This is a genomic window from Neotabrizicola sp. VNH66, assembly GCF_049445895.1.
Classification (GTDB): domain Bacteria; phylum Pseudomonadota; class Alphaproteobacteria; order Rhodobacterales; family Rhodobacteraceae; genus Pseudogemmobacter.
Window position 1 is genome coordinate 108,045 of the sequence record NZ_JBMSDW010000002.1, and the last position, 20,252, is coordinate 128,296.

General features: G+C 66.3%; 20 protein-coding genes. 11 read left to right on the forward strand and 9 right to left on the reverse strand.

The window, feature by feature from the left end; translation table 11 throughout:
• Nucleotides 1–1,200: a 3-oxoadipyl-CoA thiolase gene (gene pcaF, locus ACO2Q5_RS03040; protein ID WP_423288115.1), complete on the forward strand. Its 1,200-nt coding sequence runs from the start codon at nt 1–3 to the stop codon at nt 1,198–1,200.
• 40 nt (nt 1,201–1,240) lie between these two features.
• Here pcaF and ACO2Q5_RS03045 read toward each other — a convergent pair whose 3' ends face one another.
• From ACO2Q5_RS03045 to ACO2Q5_RS03065, 5 genes are all read right to left on the reverse strand, one after another.
• Nucleotides 1,241–1,951, reverse strand: a complete 711-nt coding sequence (locus tag ACO2Q5_RS03045; RefSeq protein WP_423288116.1) for an ABC transporter ATP-binding protein — start codon at nt 1,949–1,951, stop codon at nt 1,241–1,243.
• Nucleotides 1,948–3,651, reverse strand: a complete 1,704-nt coding sequence (locus ACO2Q5_RS03050) for an ABC transporter permease subunit (RefSeq protein WP_423288117.1) — start codon at nt 3,649–3,651, stop codon at nt 1,948–1,950. Before ACO2Q5_RS03050 ends, ACO2Q5_RS03045 begins: the two co-directional genes overlap by 4 nt.
• A gap of 10 nt (nt 3,652–3,661) precedes the next feature.
• On the reverse strand, nt 3,662–4,528 hold the full coding sequence (locus ACO2Q5_RS03055; protein ID WP_423288118.1) for a branched-chain amino acid ABC transporter permease: 867 nt from the start codon (nt 4,526–4,528) through the stop codon (nt 3,662–3,664).
• A gap of 72 nt (nt 4,529–4,600) precedes the next feature.
• On the reverse strand, nt 4,601–5,764 hold the full coding sequence (locus tag ACO2Q5_RS03060) for an ABC transporter substrate-binding protein (RefSeq protein ID WP_423288119.1): 1,164 nt from the start codon (nt 5,762–5,764) through the stop codon (nt 4,601–4,603).
• 359 nt (nt 5,765–6,123) lie between these two features.
• Nucleotides 6,124–6,939: an IclR family transcriptional regulator domain-containing protein gene (locus ACO2Q5_RS03065; RefSeq protein ID WP_423288120.1), complete on the reverse strand. Its 816-nt coding sequence runs from the start codon at nt 6,937–6,939 to the stop codon at nt 6,124–6,126.
• A gap of 181 nt (nt 6,940–7,120) precedes the next feature.
• Here ACO2Q5_RS03065 and ACO2Q5_RS03070 point away from each other — a divergent pair, with 181 nt between their 5' ends.
• From ACO2Q5_RS03070 to ACO2Q5_RS03100, 7 genes are read left to right on the forward strand one after another with little or no spacing between them, the layout of a single operon-like run.
• The gene (locus tag ACO2Q5_RS03070; protein ID WP_423288121.1) at nt 7,121–7,801 is read left to right on the forward strand and encodes a 3-oxoacid CoA-transferase subunit A; all 681 of its coding nucleotides are present in this window, start codon (nt 7,121–7,123) and stop codon (nt 7,799–7,801) included.
• Between the two features lie 16 nt (nt 7,802–7,817).
• On the forward strand, nt 7,818–8,465 hold the full coding sequence (locus ACO2Q5_RS03075; protein ID WP_423288122.1) for a 3-oxoacid CoA-transferase subunit B: 648 nt from the start codon (nt 7,818–7,820) through the stop codon (nt 8,463–8,465).
• A gap of 22 nt (nt 8,466–8,487) precedes the next feature.
• The gene (locus ACO2Q5_RS03080) at nt 8,488–8,970 is read left to right on the forward strand and encodes a nuclear transport factor 2 family protein (protein ID WP_423288123.1); all 483 of its coding nucleotides are present in this window, start codon (nt 8,488–8,490) and stop codon (nt 8,968–8,970) included.
• An 11-nt stretch (nt 8,971–8,981) separates the two neighbouring features.
• On the forward strand, nt 8,982–9,896 hold the full coding sequence (locus tag ACO2Q5_RS03085; protein ID WP_423288124.1) for an MBL fold metallo-hydrolase: 915 nt from the start codon (nt 8,982–8,984) through the stop codon (nt 9,894–9,896).
• On the forward strand, nt 9,893–11,095 hold the full coding sequence (locus ACO2Q5_RS03090) for an acetyl-CoA C-acetyltransferase (RefSeq protein ID WP_423288125.1): 1,203 nt from the start codon (nt 9,893–9,895) through the stop codon (nt 11,093–11,095). The genes ACO2Q5_RS03085 and ACO2Q5_RS03090 overlap by 4 nt, the downstream gene beginning before the upstream one ends.
• A complete protein-coding gene (locus ACO2Q5_RS03095) occupies nt 11,092–12,318 on the forward strand; it encodes an acetyl-CoA hydrolase/transferase family protein (RefSeq protein ID WP_423288126.1) in 1,227 nt (408 codons plus the stop codon). Before ACO2Q5_RS03090 ends, ACO2Q5_RS03095 begins: the two co-directional genes overlap by 4 nt.
• Nucleotides 12,319–12,329: 11 nt before the next feature.
• The gene (locus ACO2Q5_RS03100) at nt 12,330–12,968 is read left to right on the forward strand and encodes a glutathione S-transferase N-terminal domain-containing protein (RefSeq protein ID WP_423288127.1); all 639 of its coding nucleotides are present in this window, start codon (nt 12,330–12,332) and stop codon (nt 12,966–12,968) included.
• Nucleotides 12,969–13,274: 306 nt separating this feature from the next.
• Here ACO2Q5_RS03100 and ACO2Q5_RS03105 read toward each other — a convergent pair whose 3' ends face one another.
• Nucleotides 13,275–14,222: a LysR family transcriptional regulator gene (locus ACO2Q5_RS03105; protein ID WP_423288128.1), complete on the reverse strand. Its 948-nt coding sequence runs from the start codon at nt 14,220–14,222 to the stop codon at nt 13,275–13,277.
• A 104-nt stretch (nt 14,223–14,326) separates the two neighbouring features.
• Between ACO2Q5_RS03105 and ACO2Q5_RS03110 the strand changes: the two genes are divergently transcribed.
• The 3 genes from ACO2Q5_RS03110 to ACO2Q5_RS03120 are packed head-to-tail and all read left to right on the forward strand — an operon-like array spanning nt 14,327 to nt 17,117.
• The gene (locus ACO2Q5_RS03110) at nt 14,327–15,487 is read left to right on the forward strand and encodes an acyl-CoA dehydrogenase family protein (RefSeq protein WP_423288129.1); all 1,161 of its coding nucleotides are present in this window, start codon (nt 14,327–14,329) and stop codon (nt 15,485–15,487) included.
• 8 nt (nt 15,488–15,495) lie between these two features.
• A complete protein-coding gene (locus tag ACO2Q5_RS03115) occupies nt 15,496–16,332 on the forward strand; it encodes an FAS1-like dehydratase domain-containing protein (protein ID WP_423288130.1) in 837 nt (278 codons plus the stop codon).
• Entirely contained in the window at nt 16,326–17,117 is a 792-nt protein-coding gene (locus ACO2Q5_RS03120) for an HpcH/HpaI aldolase/citrate lyase family protein (protein WP_423288131.1), read from the forward strand. Before ACO2Q5_RS03115 ends, ACO2Q5_RS03120 begins: the two co-directional genes overlap by 7 nt.
• A gap of 12 nt (nt 17,118–17,129) precedes the next feature.
• Here the strand turns inward: ACO2Q5_RS03120 and ACO2Q5_RS03125 are convergent, their stop codons facing one another.
• The 3 genes from ACO2Q5_RS03125 to ACO2Q5_RS03135 form a co-directional block, all read right to left on the reverse strand.
• Nucleotides 17,130–17,573 carry a GNAT family N-acetyltransferase gene (locus tag ACO2Q5_RS03125; RefSeq protein WP_423288132.1) on the reverse strand — a complete coding sequence of 148 codons (444 nt, stop codon included), beginning with the start codon at nt 17,571–17,573 and terminating at the stop codon, nt 17,130–17,132.
• Nucleotides 17,574–17,849: 276 nt separating this feature from the next.
• Complete coding sequence (locus tag ACO2Q5_RS03130; RefSeq protein ID WP_423288133.1) at nt 17,850–19,235, reverse strand: FAD/NAD(P)-binding protein; 1,386 nt, start codon at nt 19,233–19,235, stop codon at nt 17,850–17,852.
• 174 nt (nt 19,236–19,409) lie between these two features.
• Complete coding sequence (locus ACO2Q5_RS03135) at nt 19,410–20,252, reverse strand: fumarylacetoacetate hydrolase family protein (RefSeq protein ID WP_423288134.1); 843 nt, start codon at nt 20,250–20,252, stop codon at nt 19,410–19,412.

Below are 20,252 nucleotides of genomic sequence, written 5' to 3' on the forward strand. Positions count from 1 at the left end.
ATGACCGAAGCCTATATCTGCGATTACATCCGCACGCCGATTGGCCGCTATGCCGGGTCGCTGTCCTCGGTCCGGCCCGATGATCTGGGCGCGGTGCCGCTGCGGGCGCTGATGGCCCGCAATACTGGTGTGGACTGGGCCGCCGTCGATGATGTGATCTTCGGCTGCGCCAATCAGGCGGGCGAGGACAACCGCAACGTGGCGCGCATGTCGCTTCTGCTGGCGGGCCTGCCGCTGGAGATCGGCGGCACCACGATGAACCGGCTCTGTGGCTCGGGCATGGATGCGGTCATCACTGCGGCCCGCGCCATCAAGGCGGGTGAAGGCGAAATCTACATCGCCGGCGGCGTCGAAAGCATGTCGCGCGCGCCCTTCGTGATGCCCAAGGCCGAAAGCGCCTTCAGCCGCGACAACGCGGTCTATGACACCACCATCGGCTGGCGCTTCGTGAACCCGGCGATGCACAAGGCCTATGGCACCGATTCCATGCCGCAGACGGGGCAGAACGTGGCCGATGACTATGGCATCAGTCGCGAAGCGCAGGATGCAATGGCGCTGTCCTCGCAGGCCAAGGCCGCCACGGCACAGGCCAACGGGCGGCTGGCGCAGGAGATTGCGCCGGTGACGATCCCGCAGAAAAAGGGGGATCCGGTCACGGTGGACCGCGACGAACACCCGCGCGCCACCACGCCCGAGGCGCTGGCCAAGCTGCGGCCTTTGTTCCCCAATGGCTCGGTCACCGCAGGAAATGCGTCGGGCGTGAATGACGGCGCCGCGGCGCTGATCATCGCCAGCGAAGCCGCGGCGAAGAACCACGGGCTGACTCCGATCGCCCGCATTCTGGGCGGCGCGGTGGCCGGTGTTCCGCCGCGGATCATGGGCATCGGTCCGGCCCCCGCCAGCCAGAAGCTGCTGGCGCGGCTTGGCCTGACGCAGGACCAGTTCGACGTGATCGAGTTGAACGAGGCCTTCGCTGCCCAAGGGATCGCCACCCTGCGGCAACTGGGCATTGCCGATGACGACCCGCGGGTGAACCCGAACGGCGGGGCCATCGCGCTTGGCCATCCGCTTGGCATGTCCGGCGCGCGGATCACCGGGACGGCAGCGCTGCAACTGGCGCTGACCGGCGGGCGGCGCGCGCTGTCCACCATGTGCATCGGCGTGGGTCAGGGCATCGCCGTGGCGACCGAGCGGGTCTGACCCCGGAAAAGGCGGCGGCGCCCGCAGGCGCCGCCGGATGTCAGAAGAACTCGATCAGCTTCTTGTGGTCCATCAGTGGCGCGGGCGCGCCTTCATAGACGATGCCCCCGGTTTTCAGCACCACCGCCCGGTCGGCCACCGGCAGTGAATATTTCACGTTCTGCTCGACAATGATGATCGAGGCGTCAAAGCGCGTCTTGATCTCGGCCACCGATTTCATCACCCGGTCCACCAGATTGGGCGCAAGCCCGATGGAGGGTTCGTCCAGGATCAGAACCCGCGGCCCGTGCATCAGCGCCATGCCGATGGCCAACATCTGCTTCTGCCCGCCCGAGAAGGTGCCCGCAATCTGGTTTTCCCGCTCTTTCAGGATCGGGAACATCGAAAACACGTCGTCCAGATGCCGCGCGACCTTTGCCCGGTCGCCTTCCACAAAGGCGCCCAGTTCCAGATTGTCGCGCACGGTCAGGCTGGCAAAGATGCCATGGCCCTGCGGCACGAAGGCAATGCCATCCGCCACGTTCAGCGCCGGATTGCGGCCGGTGATGTCGCGGCCTTCATAGCGGACCTGCCCGGCCATCGGTGGGATCAGCCCGAAGATCGACTGCATCAGCGTGGTCTTGCCCGCACCATTGTGGCCAAGGATCAATAGCGTCTCGCCCTTGTGCAGGGTCAGTTCGATGCCATGGACGGCTTTCTTCTTGCCATAGCCCGCCACCAGCCCGCGGACCTGAAGGATCGGCTCGCTCATTTGAAATACCTTTCCGCCAGCTCCGGGTCGTTCATCAGATCATCCGGGGTGCCCACCGCCATGGTGCGGCCCTCGTCCAGAAAATAGACCTCGTCGCAGAGCTCCTTGATCACATCGAGGTTGTGCTCGATGATGCAGACGACCTTGCCGTGTTCAGCCAGCCGCCGGATCACCGGGAAGATGTCCTGCAACGTGGTCTGGTCCAGCCCCGACATGGGTTCATCGAACAGAAGAACCTCGGCCCCGGTGGCCAGAAGGCGCGCCACGACCAGCAGCTTTTCCTCGGCATAGGACAGGTCGGCGGCAGTTTCATGCGCCTTGCCGTCCAGTTCCACGAAGCGCAGGATTTCCATCGCGCGGGCGGCATTGGCCTTTTCCTGCGCATGGACACGCGCGGGATGCAGGAACAGATTCTGCCAGCGGTGCCCGCTTTGCCCGGGAAGCGCCACGATCACATTCTCGATCACCGTCATCTTAGTGAACAGCCGCAGGTCCTGAAACGACCGCGCCACACCCGCCGACACCAGCTCATGCGGTTTACGGTCGGCGATGCTGCGGCCTTTCAGCGTGATCACCCCATCCGTCGGTTTCAGAAAACCCGTCAGCAGGTTGAAGGCGGTGGTCTTGCCCGCGCCATTCGGCCCCAAAAGCCCGGTGATCCGCCCCCGCTTCAGCGCGATGGAGAAATCCTTGATCGCGGTGACGCCGCCGAACTGCTTGCGCAGGTTGCGCCCCTCCAGCACTACCTCATCCGGCGCCCCGCCCTGCCCTTCCAGCAGGCGGTCAGCATCGGACGGCGCACCCTCATCCTCGACCGAAACCACCATGGCCTTCTTGCCGCGCGGCTCCGGCAGGATGCCCTGCGGACGCACCAGCAGAATAATCATCAGAACGGCGCCGTAGACGATCAGCCGGATCTTGTCGGCCATATCCACCGGCAGCGGCACGAATTTCAGCAACTCCGGCAAGGCCACAAGGATCGCCGCCCCGAGAAGCGAGCCGCGCAGGTTGGCCAGCCCGCCCAGAATGACCATGGCCAGTACATAGATCGTCTCGTTGATCGAGAAGCTGTCCACGCCGACATAGCGGAAGTATCGGGCGAAGAGAGATCCGGCCACCGCCGCCAGCGCGGCCGAAATCGCAAAGGTGGACAGCTTCATGTAAAGGATGTTCAACCCCACCGCCTGTGCGGCGGATTCATTTTCACGCATCGCCCGCAGGGCCCGACCAAAGGGCGACCGGACCAGCCGCCGGGTGAACCAGTAGCAGGCCACCAGACCGGTGCCCGCCACGGCCAGGAAGGACAGGGGCGTGGTGATGGCCAATCCGAACAGGTTGTAGCTGGGCACGCCGGAAATCCCGTCGGTGCCCCCGGTCAGCGATTTCCAGTTCAGGATCACCTGCAGGACGATGATCTGCAGCGCCAGTGAGACGATCACCAGATAATGCCCCGTCACGCGCAACGCGGGCAGCGCGATCACCGCCGAGATGACGGCCGCCACCAGAACCGAGGCGATCATATCCAGCGGAAAAGGCACGCCCAGTTTCGTGGTCAGGATCGCCGTCGTATAGGCGCCGATGGCATAAAGCGCGGCATGCGACAGGGCGAACATGCCCGAAAAGCCGACCAGCAGATTGAAGGAAATCGTCAGGATCCCGTAAAGGCAGAACAGCACCGCGATGTGATAGATATATTCCATGCGCGCCTCCTCAGCGCCGCGCGATGCTGAACAGGCCCTGCGGCCGCAGCATGATCATGATGAAGAGCACGATGAACGCGATCGAGCTTTGCCATTCGGTCGATATCTTCCACAGGCCAAGGCTTTCGACGATGCCCAGGAGAAAGCCGCCCGCGACCACGCCTTTCAGCGAACCGACCCCGCCGACGATGACCGCGACAAAACCCATGAAGACCGCGATAAAGCCCATGTGGGTGGATGCCCCGTCCTTCATCAGGATCAGCGTCGCCGCCACCGCCGACACGGCAGAGCCGAGCGCGAAGACCAGATAGGAAATCCGCTGCGTGTCGATCCCGACGACGCGGGCCATATGCGGATCGTCCGTCATCGCAAGGATGGCACGGCCATAGCGGGTCTTGCGCAGGAACAGCACCAGCGCGGCAAGGATCACTGCACAGGAGACGACCTGCCAGATATGGACCGTGGTAAAGAACACCGGCCCCAGAAACATGACCGAGGACCCGAAATCCGCCGTCCGAGCACCCGATCCGAAGATGATTGCGTTCAGGTTCTCCAGCGCGATGTTCAGCCCCAGCGAGGCGATCAGCGGGATCAGCGGCGGCGCCCGGCGCAATTCCAGCGGGCGATAGAGCAGTGTATAGCACAGCACGCCCAGAATGACCGCGCCAAGGATGGCCGCAGCCATCGCGGGAAGAAGCGAAAAGCCCCAGGCACTGGCGGTGAACCAGGCCACATAGGCGGCAAAGGTGTAGACCGAGCCATAGGCGAAATGCACGATGCCGGTGGTCGAGAAGATCAGTCCAAAGCCGATACCCAGCAGCGCATAATGGCTGCCGTTGATGAGCCCGTTGACCAGAAGTTGCAGGAACAGGTCCATTTTGGGTCCCCTGACGGTGCGGAAAAGGGCCGGGGCACGCGCAAGCTGCAGGCGTGACCCGGCGGGCCTGGCTTAGTTGGCGGCGTTCAGGTCGATGAATTCGATGAACTTCTGTTCACCATTCTCGATCCGGAACACACCCACCTGCTTCAGGGCCACATTGTTGTCCTGATAGGTCATCTCAGCGGAATAGACGCTGGGGAAGGTCGGGTTCTCCCGAATGGTCTCGGCCAGCTTGCGGCCATCCCAATAGTCACCGCCCATGGCGCGGGCGCGGCGGATGGTTTCGGCCAGAACGTAGACGTTTTCGTAATAGTTCGCCGCATAGAACTCGGGCTTTTCGCCATACTTGGCCTCATAGGCCTTGGCGAAGTCTTCCGACCACGGATTTTCTGCCGAAGGGGCGAAGAAATCGGTGGCATATTCATAGCCCTCGGCCGCGGCCCCGGCCAGTTCCTTCACATCCGCGGTGTATTCGATGCCGACCAGCGGAGCGGTTATGCCGAATTCGCGGATCTTCTTGATGGCAAGGCCGGTTTCCGGGCTGAACAGCCACAGGGCCACCCAGTCGGGGCTTGAGGCGCGCAGCTTGGCCACCTGCGTGTCGATGTTCGAAGCGCCGATTTCCATATATTCGGTGGCAAGGATCTTCTTGCCTTTGGCTTCCCAGAACGGATCGGCCGCGGCGATCATGCTCTCGCCCGCATCGTTCTTCCAGACCAGCTGCGACATGTCGCCCAGACCCAGCTCTTCCGCCCGCATCGCCGCGGCAATGGCAAGGTCCGAGGCCAGCGTGCGGTTGTGGAACATCATGTCCGTCAGACCCAGCAGCGCCATCGAAGTGCCGCCGCCGTTCAGAACAAGGATGCCCTGCTCATCGGCGATCGGCGCAATGGCCTGCGTCGGCGGCGAGAACGAGGTCAGCACCGCCTGAACGCCCGAGATGTTGATCAGCCGCGTCATGGCCGAAACACCTTCCTTGGCGACGCCGCTCTTGTGGTCTTCGATCACCACTTCCAGCGGGATGCCGTCGATCCCGCCCTTGGCGTTGATCTCTTCCACCGCCAGCAGGATGCCCTGGCTCATGACCTTGCCGTACCAGTCGCCCTTTCCGCTCATCGCAAGGATCGCGCCGAAGCGATAGACCTCCGGGTCCTTCGGCGGCTCCTGCGAGGCGGCAGGCAAACCAAGGGCGATTGCCGCAGCCGTGGCTGCGGCAGCAATAAACTTGCGCATGATGCTCCTCCCAGATTCATCAAGTCCGTCTGACGGACATATGTTCATATAGCAGATATGCAGACGCGGATCAACCAAGCTTTTGTGGCCGCATGCAGCCCCTGACGACAGCAGCGGCTGACGATTCACACCATTGGACAGCTGAAACCGGCACCCGTCCCGAAGCAGGCGCAATGACCCCGCCCGCGCCTTCGCGGCAGGGCTGGTCCTTGAACCGGAATGATTTGCGCTTCGCCAAGGGGAGCAGATTGTGCGGATCACCCGCCCGCCAGCAGCGCGGCATGCCCGATCATTCGCCCGATGCGATCAGCCTTGCAGGACTGCTTGCCCATACGGAGCAAGCGGCTGAGGCCCGGACCTCACCAATCCATATTATCGGCCAGGGCCGAGGCCGTCTTGCGCAGCTGCGGCAGGAACACCTCACGCAGATCATCCACCGAATGCCGCGCCGTCGAGGTCGAGGCGTTCAGCGCCGCCACCACCCGCCCTGCCGGGCTGACGATGGGCACGGCGATGGACCGGATGCCGATTTCCAGCTCTTCATCAATGATCGCATAGCCCTGCGCGCGGATGCGGGCGATTTCCGCCAGAAAAGCGGGGCGCTCGGTGATGGTCGTCTCGGTCATCTTCGGCAGCGGGTAGCGGTCCAGCCAGATCTCCAGCTGCTCGGTCGACAGATTGGCCAGAAGCGCGCGGCCGATGGAACTGCAGGCCGCAGGCAGCCGGGTGCCGTTCACGATGCGTGAGGAATAGATCCGCCGCACCTCCACCCGCTCGATATAAACAATCGATTCGCCCTCCAGCATGGCGACTGAGGCTGATTCGTTGATTTCCCGCGTCAGTTCGTGCAGCAGCGCCGCCGCCCGGTCACCCAGCCCGATGGGCATGCGGAACCCCTCGGCCAAGCGCAGGACCCGCGGTGTCAGCCAGAACAGCTTTCCGTCAGTGTCCACATAATGCATGTCGCGCAACGTCAGCAGCAGGCGCCGCGCCGTGCCGCGGGTCAGCCCGGTCAGCCGCCCCACATCGGTCAGCGTCATCCGCCCGCGCTGCGGTTCGGCGGCGGGCAGGGTAAAGCTTTCCAGCACCCGCAGGCCACGGGCCAAAGCCTCGACGAAATCGGTCGAGCGCGCTTCGCCAGCCTGACCATCCCGTTCCGCCTCATCCGCCGACATGCTGATCCCCCTTGGTTCTGATCGGGATTTGCCCCGCGCACCACAGGCTACGCGCTGCCGGTCATGACGGCAAGTCCGCATGACGGACATTCGCCCGCTTGACAGCACAAATCGAATCCGCCATTTTATGGACAAACGTTCGCATTGTGGACGTTTGCGGTGCAGGGAGGCTCCGGAACATATGATCGACAAGACCGTGGCAAGCGTTGCCGAGGCGCTTTCCGGCCTGTCCGACGGGGCGACGCTGCTTCTGGGCGGGTTCGGCGCCGTGGGGCAAGCCACCCATCTGATCGAAGGCGTGCTGGAAACCGGCGTTTCGGGCCTGACCGTGGTGGCCAATAATGCGGGCTACGGACAGGTCGGGCTGGCGCGGCTGCTGAAAGAGGGCCGGGTGGGCAAGCTGATCTGCAGCTATCCCCGGATCGTCGGCTCCACCATCTTTGAGGAACTCTACAAAGCCGGAAAGATCGAGCTGGAGCTGGTGCCGCAGGGCACGCTGGCCGAACGGATGCGTGCCGCGGGGGCTGGGGTTCCGGCCTTCTATACCCCCACTGCCGTGGGCACCAAACTGGCCGCGGGCAAGGAAGTGCGCGAGATTCAGGGGCGCCCCTGCGTGCTGGAACAGGCGCTGCACGGCGATGTGGCGCTGATCGAAGCCTGGGCCGCCGATCGCTGGGGGAACCTGACCTACCGGGCCGCCGGGCGCAACTTCAACCCGGTCTGTGCCATGGCGGCAAAGCTGACCATCGCCCAGACCCAGCACCTTGCCCCCCTTGGCATGCTGGACCCCGAAGTCATCGTCACCCCCGGCATTTTTGTCGATCGGGTGGTGCATATCGAATACGGCCCGCCGCGGCTTTGACCTTTCCGAGAGACCCATGACATCCTGGACCCCGCTCAGCCGCCGCCAGATCGCCGCCCGCATCGCGCAGGACATTCCGAACGGCTGGTATGTGAACCTTGGCATCGGTGTGCCCACGCTGGTGGCGGATGAGGTGCCGAAGGACCGCGAGGTGGTGTTTCACGCCGAAAACGGCATCCTTGGCATCGGGCCCGCCCCGGACGAGGCAGAGGTGGACCCCTGGCTGATCAATGCGGGCAAGCAATATGTCACGCTGCTGCCGGGCGGGTCCTACTTCCACCACTCCGACAGCTTTGCCATGATCCGCGGCGGGCATCTCGATCTGTGCGTATTGGGCGCCTATCAGGTGGCGGCAAACGGCGATATCGCCAATTGGGCCACGTCGGAGCATGACACTGCGCCCGCCGTGGGCGGGGCGATGGACCTGTCGGTCGGGGCGCAACGGGTCTGGGTGGCGATGAACCACGTCACCAAGGACGGCGCGCCGCGACTGGTGGAACGCTGCGGCTATCCGCTGACCGCGCCTGCGGCGGTGGATCGCGTCTATACCGACCTTGCGGTGATCGACGTGACACCGCAGGGCCTTGCCGTGGTCGAGATGGTGTCCGGCATGACGCTGGACAGCCTGCAGGCCATGACCGGCGCACCACTGCATCTGGCCTGACATTCCTGGGGAGGAAACCGAAATGAGCGATCTGGAAGCCCGGCTGCGCGCCGTCGAGGACCGGCAGGCGATTTCCGACCTGCGCGGTCGCTATTGCCATGTGCTGGATGCACGGCAATGGGACGATCTGGCCGATCTCTTCACCGAAGATGGCGAGTTTCAGGGGCTGGCCCATGTGACGGGCCGCGCCGCGATCCACCGTTTCTTCAGCACCACAGTGCAGAACCTTGCCGAAGGGTTCTGGCATTTCTGCACCAATGCCACGACCGATCTGGCGGGCGACACGGCCACGGGCCGCATCTCGATGCAGTATCTGTCGGTCAAGAAGGGCGTGTCCTACGTCTCGGCCGGGCATTACGATGATGAACTGCAGCGCGAGAACGGCGTCTGGAAATTCCGCAAGCGCCGGATCACCTTCTATTATTTCGCACCGCTTTCCGAAGGGTTTACCGGACAGCCGCAATACATCACGCCCGAAGGCGTGCCGCTGCCCACGCGGGCGTAAGGAGAACCGCTATGATCCAGTCCCGCAGGATCGGCCGGGCGCGGGTGACGCGCGTGGTTGAATATGCCGCGCCGACGCATGACCCGGCCTTCCTTTTCCCCGCGCTGCCGCAGGAAAAGATCGACGCACAGGTCGGATGGCTGGCGCCGCACCATTACATTCCGTCGATGAACCGGCTGATCGTGACGATCCAGATCTGGGTGGTGCAGATCGACGACAAGGTGATTCTGATCGACACCGGCGTCGGGAATGACAAGCCCCGCGCCGCGGCGCGGATGAACCGGCTGAACAACCGGGTGCTGGAATGGCTGGCCGCTGCGGGGGCCCCGCGTGAGGCGGTGACCCATGTCATCCAGACGCATATGCACATGGACCATACCGGCTGGAACACCGTGCTGGACCGCGGGATGTGGGTGCCCACGTTCCCGAACGCCCGCTATCTGATGCCGAAGACGGATTTCCTGCATTACGAGGCTGCATTGCAGGGTGCGCCCGATGCGGTGATGGATGACAGCTGGCATGACAGCGTGATGCCTGTCGTCCGCGCCGGTCTGGCCGATCTGATCCCGGAGGATGCTGGCGAAATCCTCGGCTGCCTGACCGTGGAACCCGTGCCGGGCCACACGCCGGGCATGCTGTCCTACCGGCTGCGGGCGGACGGAGAGGAGGGGCTGTTCTGCGCCGATGTGTTCCATTCGCCGTTGCAGATCGTCTATCCCGACCTGAATACCGCCTATTGCGCCCTGCCCGAGGTGGCCCGCGCCACCCGCGCCCGTGTTCTGGAACAGGCGGCGGACCGCGGCACCCTGCTGATGCCCATGCATTTCGGTGCGCCCTGCTGCGGCTACATCCGCCGCACCGCAGATGGCTATGCCTTCGAAGGCGCCGACTGGCCCCCGCTGACCCTGCCCGGAGCCGACGCATGAGACGCGCCGCCATCGTCATGCCGCTGCGCACCCCCGTGGGGGCCTTTGGCGGCACGCTGCGGCCACTGACGGCGGAAAAGCTGGGCGCCCATATCGCCAAGGCGGTGGTGGACCGCACCGGGATCGACCCCGGGCGGATCGACGACATGGTCTTCGCCCAGTCCTATGCCAATTCCGAAGCGCCCTGCATCGGCCGCTGGATCGCGCTGGAGGCCGGGTTCCCGATCACCGTCTCGGGCATGCAGCTGGACCGGCGCTGCGGCGGCGGGCTTCAGGCGCTGGTGACCGCGGCGATGATGGTGCAGACCGGGGCCGCCGATGTGGTCATGGCGGGCGGTGTCGAGTCGATGTCGAACATCGAATATTACACCACGGACCTGCGATGGGGCGCCCGTGCGGGCAATGTGCGGATGTATGACCGGCTGGACCGCGGGCGCGAACGCTCCCAACCCGAGGAGCGGTTCGGCAAGATTTCCGGCATGATCGAGACGGCAGAAAACCTCGCCCGCGACTATGCCATCCCCCGGGCCGAGGCCGACGCCTATGCCGCCCGCAGCCAGCAGCGCGCCGCCGCCGCATGGGACAGCGGCATCTTCACTGATGAGGTGGTGCCGGTGACCGTGCCGCAGAAGAAGGGCGCGCCGCTGATCCTTGACCGCGACGAAGGGGTCCGGGGCACGACCACGCCGGAAACGTTGGCCGGGCTGCGGACGGTCATCCCCGGCGGCACCGTCACCGCCGGCAATGCGGCGCAGCAGAACGATGCCGCCGCGGCCTGTCTGGTGGTGGCCGAAGACCGGCTGGCCGAGCTGGGGCTGGAACCCTTGGCGTGGTTCCACAGCTGGGCCACAGCCGGGTGTGAGCCTGCGACCATGGGCATCGGCCCGGTGCCCGCGGTGCAGAAACTGTTCGCGCGCACCGGCCTGAGTTTCGACGACATGACGCTGGTCGAGGTGAACGAGGCCTTTGCCGCGCAGGTTCTGTCGGTCCTGAAGGGCTGGGGCTGGAATGACCCGGACCGGCTGAACGTCCATGGCTCGGGCATCTCTCTGGGCCATCCGGTTGGGGCCACGGGGATGCGGATTGCCACTACGCTCCTGCGCGAATTGCAGCGCCGCCGCGGGCGTTATGCGCTGGAAACCATGTGCATCGGCGGCGGTCAGGGCATCGCCGCGGTCTTCGAACGGGCAGAGGCATGAGCGCCGGGATCGACTGGCCCGCCCTTCTGCCGCCGGGCGGGAGGGTGGTCTGGGGGCAGGCCGCGGGAGAGCCGTTGACCCTGACCGAAAGCCTGATGGCCGCGCGGCACCGGATCGGCGGGTTCCGCGCGGGCGTGGGGCTGGTACTGTCCGGCGCGGTGTCGCCCGACCATGCCGATTGCGTCGCCTTCACCTCCTACACCGGCGGGGCGATGAACCGGCGGCTGGCGCAGGCGGACGCGCTGGACATCCTGCCGCTGACCTATGGCCAGTTCGCCGGGGCGCTGGCGCCGGTCGATCTGCTGCTCTTGCACCTGCCGCCGGCCGGGCCGGACGGGCGGCATTCGCTGGGGCTGGTGGCGGAATATATCGCCGATCTGATCCCCCATGCGCGCCGCATCGTGGCCGAGGTGAATGACAGGATGCCCGCCACCCATGGCGCCCGCAGCATCGGCACCGATGAGATCGCGCTGACGATCCGGACCTCTCGCCGCCTGCAAGCCATGCCCGCCGCCCCGCCCGATGCGGCAATGCAGAGCATCGCCCGAAATGTGGCCGGGCTGGTCGAGGATGGCGCCACGCTGCAACTGGGCATCGGCCAATTGCCCGAGGCTGTTCTGGCCGCCTTGTCCGGGCATTACGACCTTGGCGTTCATTCCGGAACCGTGGGCGATGGCGTGGCCCGGCTGGCGCGGGCTGGCGTCATCACCAATGCCCGCAAAACCCTTGACCGCGGCCGCACCGTCACCGGTGCCGTGATGGGCGGCCCTGAAAGCTGGGACTGGGCCGCGGACAATCCGCAGCTGTGGCTGGCCCCTACCTCCTACACCCACGCGCCGGAAACCTTGGCCGCGCAGGAGCGGTTCACCGCGATCAATGCCGCCATCGAGGTGGACCTGACCGGCCAGATCAATGCCGAGGTGGCAGGCGGCATCTATGTCGGTGCCGTCGGCGCGGCCGGGGATTTTCTGCGCGCCGCGGCCCGGTCGCGCGGGGGGCTGCCCATCGTGGCCCTGCCTGCCGTGGTGCCGAAGACCGGCGCCAACCGGATCGTGGCGCGACTGTCCGGTCCTGTGTCCACCGCGCGGGCCGATGCCGGGATCATCGTCACCGAACATGGCGTGGCCGATCTGCGCGGCTGCACCCTGCGCGAGCGCCGCCGCCGGATGATCGACATTGCCGCCCCCGAACATCGTGCCGCCCTGGACGCGGCCCCGCTTTGATGGAGGAACCCATGCCCATGCTTCACTGGTCCCCCCGCTCTCCCTATGTCCGCAAGGCCATGATAGCACTGCACGAAAAGGGTCTGGCCGATCAGGTGCAGACCCTGCGCACCGCCGCCGATCCGATGGTCCCGCATGAGGGGCTGATGGAGGTGAACCCGCTGTCCAAGATTCCCACGCTGGAACGCGACGGTGCCCCGGCGCTCTGGGATTCGCGGGTGATCTGCGAATGGGCGGATCTGACCGGGCCCAGCGGCCCCCGGCTGTTCCCGGCCGATCCGGAGACGCGGCTTCTGGCCCTGCGGGACGAGGCGACGGGAACCGGGCTTCTGGACATTGCCCTGACACTGCTGATCGAAACCCGCATGCGGCCCGCCGCGCAGCGAAGCGAGACGCTGATCGCCGCGAACCGCCGCAAGATGACCAGCGTTCTGGACTGGCTGGAGGCGAATATCACCACCATCGCCCCCCGGCCCTTCGACGTGGGGCATCTGGGGATCGGCGTCGCGCTCTGCTATCTGAACTTCCGCTTCGCCGCTGAGGACTGGCCGGGCAAGAGGCCGCAACTGGCGGCATGGCATGCGGATTTCTGCAACAGACCCTCTGTCAGGGCGACGGAATTCCGCGACGATCCACGCCCGGCAACCTGACCCGCCGGACCATCCGGTTCAGCTCCTTGCCTGACCTGACACCGAATCGCCGATGGCCCCGGTCCGCCGCACGGCGGGCGCGGCCCGCAAGCGGGCGTTCCGAACCGAGAGGCGGGCGAAGGTGTCGTGGAACACCGCACCGTGTGCGTCATGCCGTTCAGCATCAGGACAGGCCGCGCGGTCATGTCCGGCGCGCCCGTCGCCGTGCCAGTCATCGCCGCCCAAAGGCCAGCTTCCCGGCCGCCCCCGGGGTGCGGGGCGCAATGGGGCGCCGTCATCCGGCAGGACAGACAGGCTCTGCCCGGGTTAATCCCCCCGCCCGCCGGGCGCCTTCGGCAGCAGTGTCGCGCCCGGCCACTGCATCCCGGCCACCAGCCTGCGCACCGTCTCGTCCAGGAGGGTCCGGATCGCCTGCACATGTCGCGGCACCGTCCGGCTTCCACGCCAGACCAGATGCGCCCGGCGTGACAAGCCCGGTGGCGCAAAGGGCCGCAACTCCAGCGACCCGGCAATCCGTTCGCGCGCGACCGTGTGGCGCGGGAGGATCGACACGCCCGCCGCCCGCAGAAGCAACGCCTTGATCGTGTTGTAGGAATCGACTTCCACTTTCGGCTCCAGCCGCAATCCTTGGCGGGCCAGCGCGCCGTCCAGCATCACCCGCAGCCCGTGCTGCCGACTGGGCAGGATCAGCGGCATCCGGGCCAGATCGGCAAAATCCACCTGCGGCGCGCGCAGATGGCGCGGGGCGGCCACGGCGACCAGCTCTTCCTCCAGCAAAGGCAGGGCGGACAGGGCAGGATCTTCGGGCAGGGTGTAAAGCACGGCCAGATCGACCCGCCCCTCGCGCAGCCAGTCGGCGACAAATCCGCTCATCCCCTCGGAGAGGGTGACGCGCACCTGCGGATACCGGGCGGCGGCGGCTTCGATCAGCGGCAGGGCCAGAACATCACCGATGGTGCCGGGCAGGCCGATCCGCACCTCGCCCGAAGGTTCCCGCCCCAGACTGCGGATGTCGTCCAGCGCCGCCGCCTGTTCGTTCAGGATGGACCGCGCCGCGCGCAGCAGGATCTCTCCCGCCTCGGTCGGCGTCACGCCGGAGCGACCGCGCAGCAGAAGCGGCGTGCCCGTCTCGGCCTCCATGTTGCGCAGATGGATGGACAGCGCGGGCTGCGCCACGTTCAGCCGCTGCGCCGCCCGCGACAGCGATCCCAGTTCCACGATCTCGACGAAATAGCGCAATTGGCGGATATCCATGGCTGATCATAACTTTTCGATATGTCCATTAGCAACAATGCATATTTGATTTATATCATATTGCCCGGCACACCAAGGCCAGCAGCACAATCCGGGGCCAGACCATGCAGACCCTTTCCGACAGCCACCACGACATCCGCGATGCGGTGCGCGCCCTGTGCGCGCAGTTCCCCGACGAATATCACCGCAAGGTCGATGAGGCCCGCGGCTACCCCGAGGAATTCGTCGATGCGCTGACCCGCGCGGGCTGGATGGCCGCACTGATCCCCGAGGAATACGGCGGATCGGGCCTTGGCCTGACCGAGGCCAGCGTGATCATGGAAGAGATCAACCGCTCGGGCGGGAATTCGGGCGCCTGCCACGGCCAGATGTACAATATGAACACCCTGATCCGCCACGGGTCCGAGGCGCAGCGGCAAACCTACCTGCCCCGCATCGCCAGCGGCGAATTGCGCCTGCAGAGCATGGGCGTGACCGAACCGACGACCGGCACTGACACGACCCAGCTGAAAACCACCGCGGTGAAGAAGGACGGGCGTTGGGTCATCAACGGCCAGAAGGTCTGGATCAGCCGGGTGCAGCATTCCGACCTGATGATCCTTCTCGCCCGCACCACGCCGCTGTCGGAGGTGGCGAAGAAGTCCGAGGGGCTGTCGATCTTCCTTGTGGACATCAAGGCCGCCATGGCCAGGGGCATGGAGGTGCGCCCCATCCTGAACATGGTGAACCATGAGACGAACGAGCTGTTCTTCGACAGTCTTGAGCTGCCCGAGGACAGCCTGATCGGCGAAGAGGGCAAGGGGTTCAAATACATCCTGACCGGGCTGAATGCCGAACGGGTGCTGATCGCGGCGGAATGCATCGGCGACGGCTACTGGTTCACCGACCGCGTCACGTCTTACGTGAAGGAACGCCGGGTCTTCGGCCGCCCGATCGGGCAGAATCAGGGCGTGCAGTTCCCCATCGCCGAAGCCTTCATCGAGGTGGAAGCCGCCAATCTGATGCGATGGGAGGCCTGCCGCCGCTATGACGCCGGCCTTGACTGCGGGGCGCAGGCCAACATGGCCAAATACCTGGCGGCCAAGGCCAGCTGGGAAGCCGCCAATGCCTGCCTGCAATTCCACGGCGGTTTCGGCTTTGCCTGCGAATATGATGTGGAGCGCAAGTTCCGCGAGACACGGCTTTATCAGGTGGCCCCCATCTCGACCAACCTGATCCTGTCTTATGTGGCCGAGCATATCCTCGGCCTGCCGCGCAGCTTCTGAGGGACGCCATGCCGCTTGACCTTGACCATCTGCGCCGCTGGATCGGGCGCGAGGACCAGTCCTCGGAACGGGTGGCGCCCGAAACCGTCCGTCGGTTCAACGCGATCTTCGACAGCGAGACAGATCTGTCGGACGGGGCCGCCGCGCCGGTGATGTTCCATTACTGCCTGTGCCAGCCTGCCGCTCCCACGGAGGGTCTGGGCGAGGATGGGCATCCCGCGCGCGGCGGCTTTCTGCCCCCGGTGCCGCTGCCACGGCGGATGTGGGCGGGCGGCACGCTGGACTTCACCGGAGAAATCCACATCGGGGAGGTGGTGACGCGCACCACCCGCATTCTGGACGTGACCGCCAAAGAGGGCCGGTCGGGCCTGTTGTGCTTTCTGACGCTGGAACACAGCTATGCCTCGGGCGGTCGCCCGGCGCTGACGGAACGGCAGAACATCGTCTACCGCGAGGCGGAGGCCGGGACGCAGGCGACGGCCGCGCCCGAAGCGGCGCCCGCGGGCGCGCAAATCCGCCGCGTGCTGCCGACACCGCCCTTCCTGTTCCGCTATTCCGCCGTGACCTACAACGGCCACCGCATCCATTATGATGCGCCCTATGCCCGCGGGATGGAGGGCTATCCCGGTCTTGTGGTCCATGGCCCGTTGCAGGCCACCCTGCTGACCCGCTTTGCGCAGGATCTGCGCGGTATGCGGCCATCGCGGGTGACGGTGCGGGCGAAATCGCCGCTGTTCGACGTGGCGCCCTTCGCGCTGCATGCGGTGCAGGACGGCGCTGCCATGACCCTCTGGTCCGCCGCCGAGGGCGGGCCGGTGGCGATGGAGGCGCGGGTCGAATGGTGACCGCCGCCGCCACGATCCGCGCGCCGCTTTTCGTGCCCGCCGACCGGCCCGACCGCTTTGCCAAGGCCGCGGCCTCCGGCGCGGATGCGGTGATCCTTGATCTGGAGGATGCCGTGGCCGCCGGGGCGAAAGACGCGGCCCGCGCGCAGGTGCAGGCCCGGTTCACCGGGCTGCCAGTCCTGCTACGGATCAACCCCGCGGGCACGCCGTGGCATGCCGCGGATCTGGCCGCGGCGCGCGCCGGGGGCTTTGCCGCGGTGATCCTGCCCAAGGCCGAGGATGCGGCGACCGTGGCTGCTGTCGCCGCGGCGCTGGACGACATGCCCGTGATCGCGCTGGTGGAAACCGGGCTTGGCCTTGCCCAGGCCCGCGCGGTGGCCGCGGCGGGCGTGGCGCGGCTGGCCTTCGGTTCGGTCGATTTCTGTGCCGATCTGGGCTGTGCCCATCTGCGCGAGGTGCTGCTGCCCGCACGGGTGGAACTGGTGCTGGCCTCGCGCCTTGCCGGGATCGCGCCGCCGCTGGACGGGGTCACGGTCGAGATCGCCGATGCGGCACCCGCCGCCGCGGATGCCGCCCATGCCCGCGCCCTTGGGATGACGGGCAAGCTGTGCATCCATCCCCGGCAGGTGGCCGCCGTGCGCCGCGAATTCCTGCCCACCGAGGCTGAGGTGGATTGGGCGCGGCGCGTCCTCGCCTCGGGCGACGGGGCGGTGGCGGTGGACGGGGCGATGGTGGACGAACCCGTCCGCCTCCGCGCCCGCGGCATTCTGGCGGCGGCGGGCTGAGGACGGATTCCCTCAGCGCGTATAGCGGATGAAGGGCGTCACCTTGGCAATCCGGTCATAAAGCTGCCGGGCCGTCGTGTTGAACTCCTGCGTCAGCCAATAGACCGTGGGTGTGCCGTTCGCATCTGCCGCGGCATAGACCGCCTCGATCAGCTTGCGCCCCAACCCGGTGCCGCGCGCCTCCGGCGACACGTACAGGTCCTGCAAGTAGCAGACATTCTCGATCTTCCACGCGTGGCGGTGGAACAGGTAATGCGTCAGCCCCATGGCCTGCCCGTCCATCGTGGCAATCAGCCCGCTGAAATCCTGCGGGTCATTGCCCAGCAGCCGGGCGAAGGTGCTGTCATAAACCTCCGGCGCGACACTGGTCTGATAGAAGTCCAGATAGGCGGTCCACAGACGCCGCCACTCGGCCTCATCCGCGGCGGCAAGCGGGCGGATCATGATCTCTGGCATGGTCTTCCTTTCCGAAGGATCGGCCGGGCGATGGCGCCCGATCCGCTCTGTCGCGCTTATTTCATCGGATCCGGCAGCGAAACCCGCTCCGGAAGCACCCGTTCATAGGCAATGCCCGGCGCTTCAGCCCCTGCATCAGAGACCACATCGCGCACCCCGACTGACGCACCCTCCGAACAGCGCAGCCGCAGCCTATCGGGATGGCCACAGGCCCCGGCCGGGCGCAACCCTCCGTCAACCGGACGCCGGGAGACGCTCCCACCCGGTGACGGCGGATCAGCCTGCCGCCGTCTCGATCTCTGCAATATGCGCCGCCATCTGCCCCGCCTGCACCCGGATATCGGGGATGGCGGTGATCTCCCAGAACGTGGCCCGCGACACCGGACCCAGGGCAAAAAGCCGGCCGGAGGCCCGCCCGTCCCGCCCGATCAGCCGCCCCTCTCCCGTGACATCCAGCCCGATGCGCAAGGGGTCCACACGGGCCGCGCCCTCGGCCAGCAGCCCGGCGATCAGCGGCTGCGCATTCTTTTCCGGATCGTTGCGGATGCCGCGGCAGTCGATGATCCGGCCCACCGGCAGGCGGTCCTCGGCCCGCTGTCCGCGCGGGGTGATCACCGCCAGCGTCCCGCCATCCGCGGCCCGTTCCGCCCGGCGGAAGGCCGCCTTCAGGATCAGCAGCTGCCCCGCGGCCATCGCCGCCTCCAGCCGCGCGGCGGAGGCCGGGGGAATGCGGTGGCGGTGCACCTCCCACCAGGTGGCGGCATGGCGCAGGAAACGGCTGCGCTGATCTGTGTCCATCCCCTGCCACAGGGTGCTGACCCAGGGGCGGATGCCGTCCAGCGCATCGCGCCAGGTGCCGCCCGCCCCCTCGGCCTGCCGGGCCAATGCGCGCAGCCAGTGCAGCAGACGGCTGACCGGCGCGCCCAGGGGCAGGTCTTCGCGCGTGACCTTCAGGGGCGTCCCCGCCGCATGGGTCCGCGGCAGAAGCCCGCGGCGCGAGATGGCAAGGATCGGTCCGCTATGCCCCGACCGTTCCAGCGACAGCACCTGATCGACCATCGAAAGCCCGGTGCCGATGATCAGGACCGGCGCGCCCGGCGCAGGCGGCGCGGCCGTGTCCCACGCACCGGAGACAAGGCCCGACGGATCGGCCTTCGGCACGACATGGCCGGTGGCCAGCACGGCATAGGCCCCCTTCAACACCCGGCCGTCATCCAGCCGCGCCTTTACCCCGCCATCACGCTCATGAATCTCGACGCAATCAGCTTTCAGGCACAAAAGGCGCCCCGAGGCCTGCCAGGGCGACAGCAGACAGGACAGGTAGCTGCCATAGGTTGCCCGGCCAACAAAACTGCCGCGGTCATAATCGGCGCCATTGGGCAGGTCCTGCAACCAGCGCAGGAAATGCCCTTCGTCTTCGGGAAAGGCGCTCATGTTATGGACGCGGGTGTTCAGCAGATGGTCCGGATCGGTGGTGGAATAGGCGATGCCACAACCCAGCAGATGCCGTCCCTCGACCACGGTCACCCGAAGATCGGTGTCCTGCCGCAGAAGATTGGCCGCGAAGAGCACACCGCTGGCCCCGCCACCGATGACCAGCACATCACGCCACCCTTCCTGACGCGGGAAGGGCAAGCTGCGATCCGCAGGTTCAAAACTCATATCCGGACCTCCTGCCGGACTCGCATCGGCCCGGCCGTTTGTCCCTGACTATCATGAAAACCCGGAACCAGTTTCCATAAAATACCGTGATCCGGAAAAATATTGTCGCTTCCTGCCACCGAAGTAGAATTTCCGGTGCCCCGCCTTCCGGCCTGCGCAAGGCGGGGCAAGGGATCAGGCCTCGGCCCGCACCGGGTTCGACAGGGTGCCGATCTCGGAAATCTCCACCTCGCAGACATCGCCGTCGCGCATCCACAAGGGCGGGTTGCGCCGCGCGCCCACACCGCCCGGAGTGCCCGAGACGATCACATCGCCCGGCAGCAACGGCAGGATGGTCGAGCAATAGGCGATCAGCCGCGGGATCGAGGCGATGAGCAGCGTCAGGTCGGTGTCCTGCACCACCTGCCCGTTCAGCCGGGTCTGCAAATGCAGCTTTGACGGATCGGGAATTTCATCCGCCGTCACCATCCACGGACCGAAGCCGCCGGTCCCGGCAAAGGTCTTGCCCGGCATGAACTGATGGGTGTGCTTCTGCCAGTCCCGGACCGAACCGTCATTGTAGCAGGCATAGCCCGCGACATGGGACAGGGCGTCGGCCTCGGAAATCCGGCGGCCTTCGCGGCCGATGATCACCGCCAGCTCGCCCTCATAATCGAACATGTCGGATTCCAGCGGCTTCACCAAAGCTGCGCCATGACCGATCTGGCTGCCCGCATACCGCGCGAACAGGACCGGGTTCGGCGTCTCTTCCCGACCGGTTTCCTGAATGTGGTCATGGTAGTTCAGGCCGACGCAGATGATCTTGTCCGGATTCGGGATCACCGGCAGGTGCTGCACCGCGTCAAAGCCATGGTCCGCCGGGGCCGCAACCAGCGCCGCAGCCGGGGCAAGGTCGCCCGCGGCCAGAAAGGCCCGCAGGTCGGGTGCGATCCCGCGCTTGCCCAGATCGACGATGCCGCCGGGCGTGACAAGGCCCCAGCTGGCGGTGCCCTGGGTGGTGAAGGAACATAGTTTCAT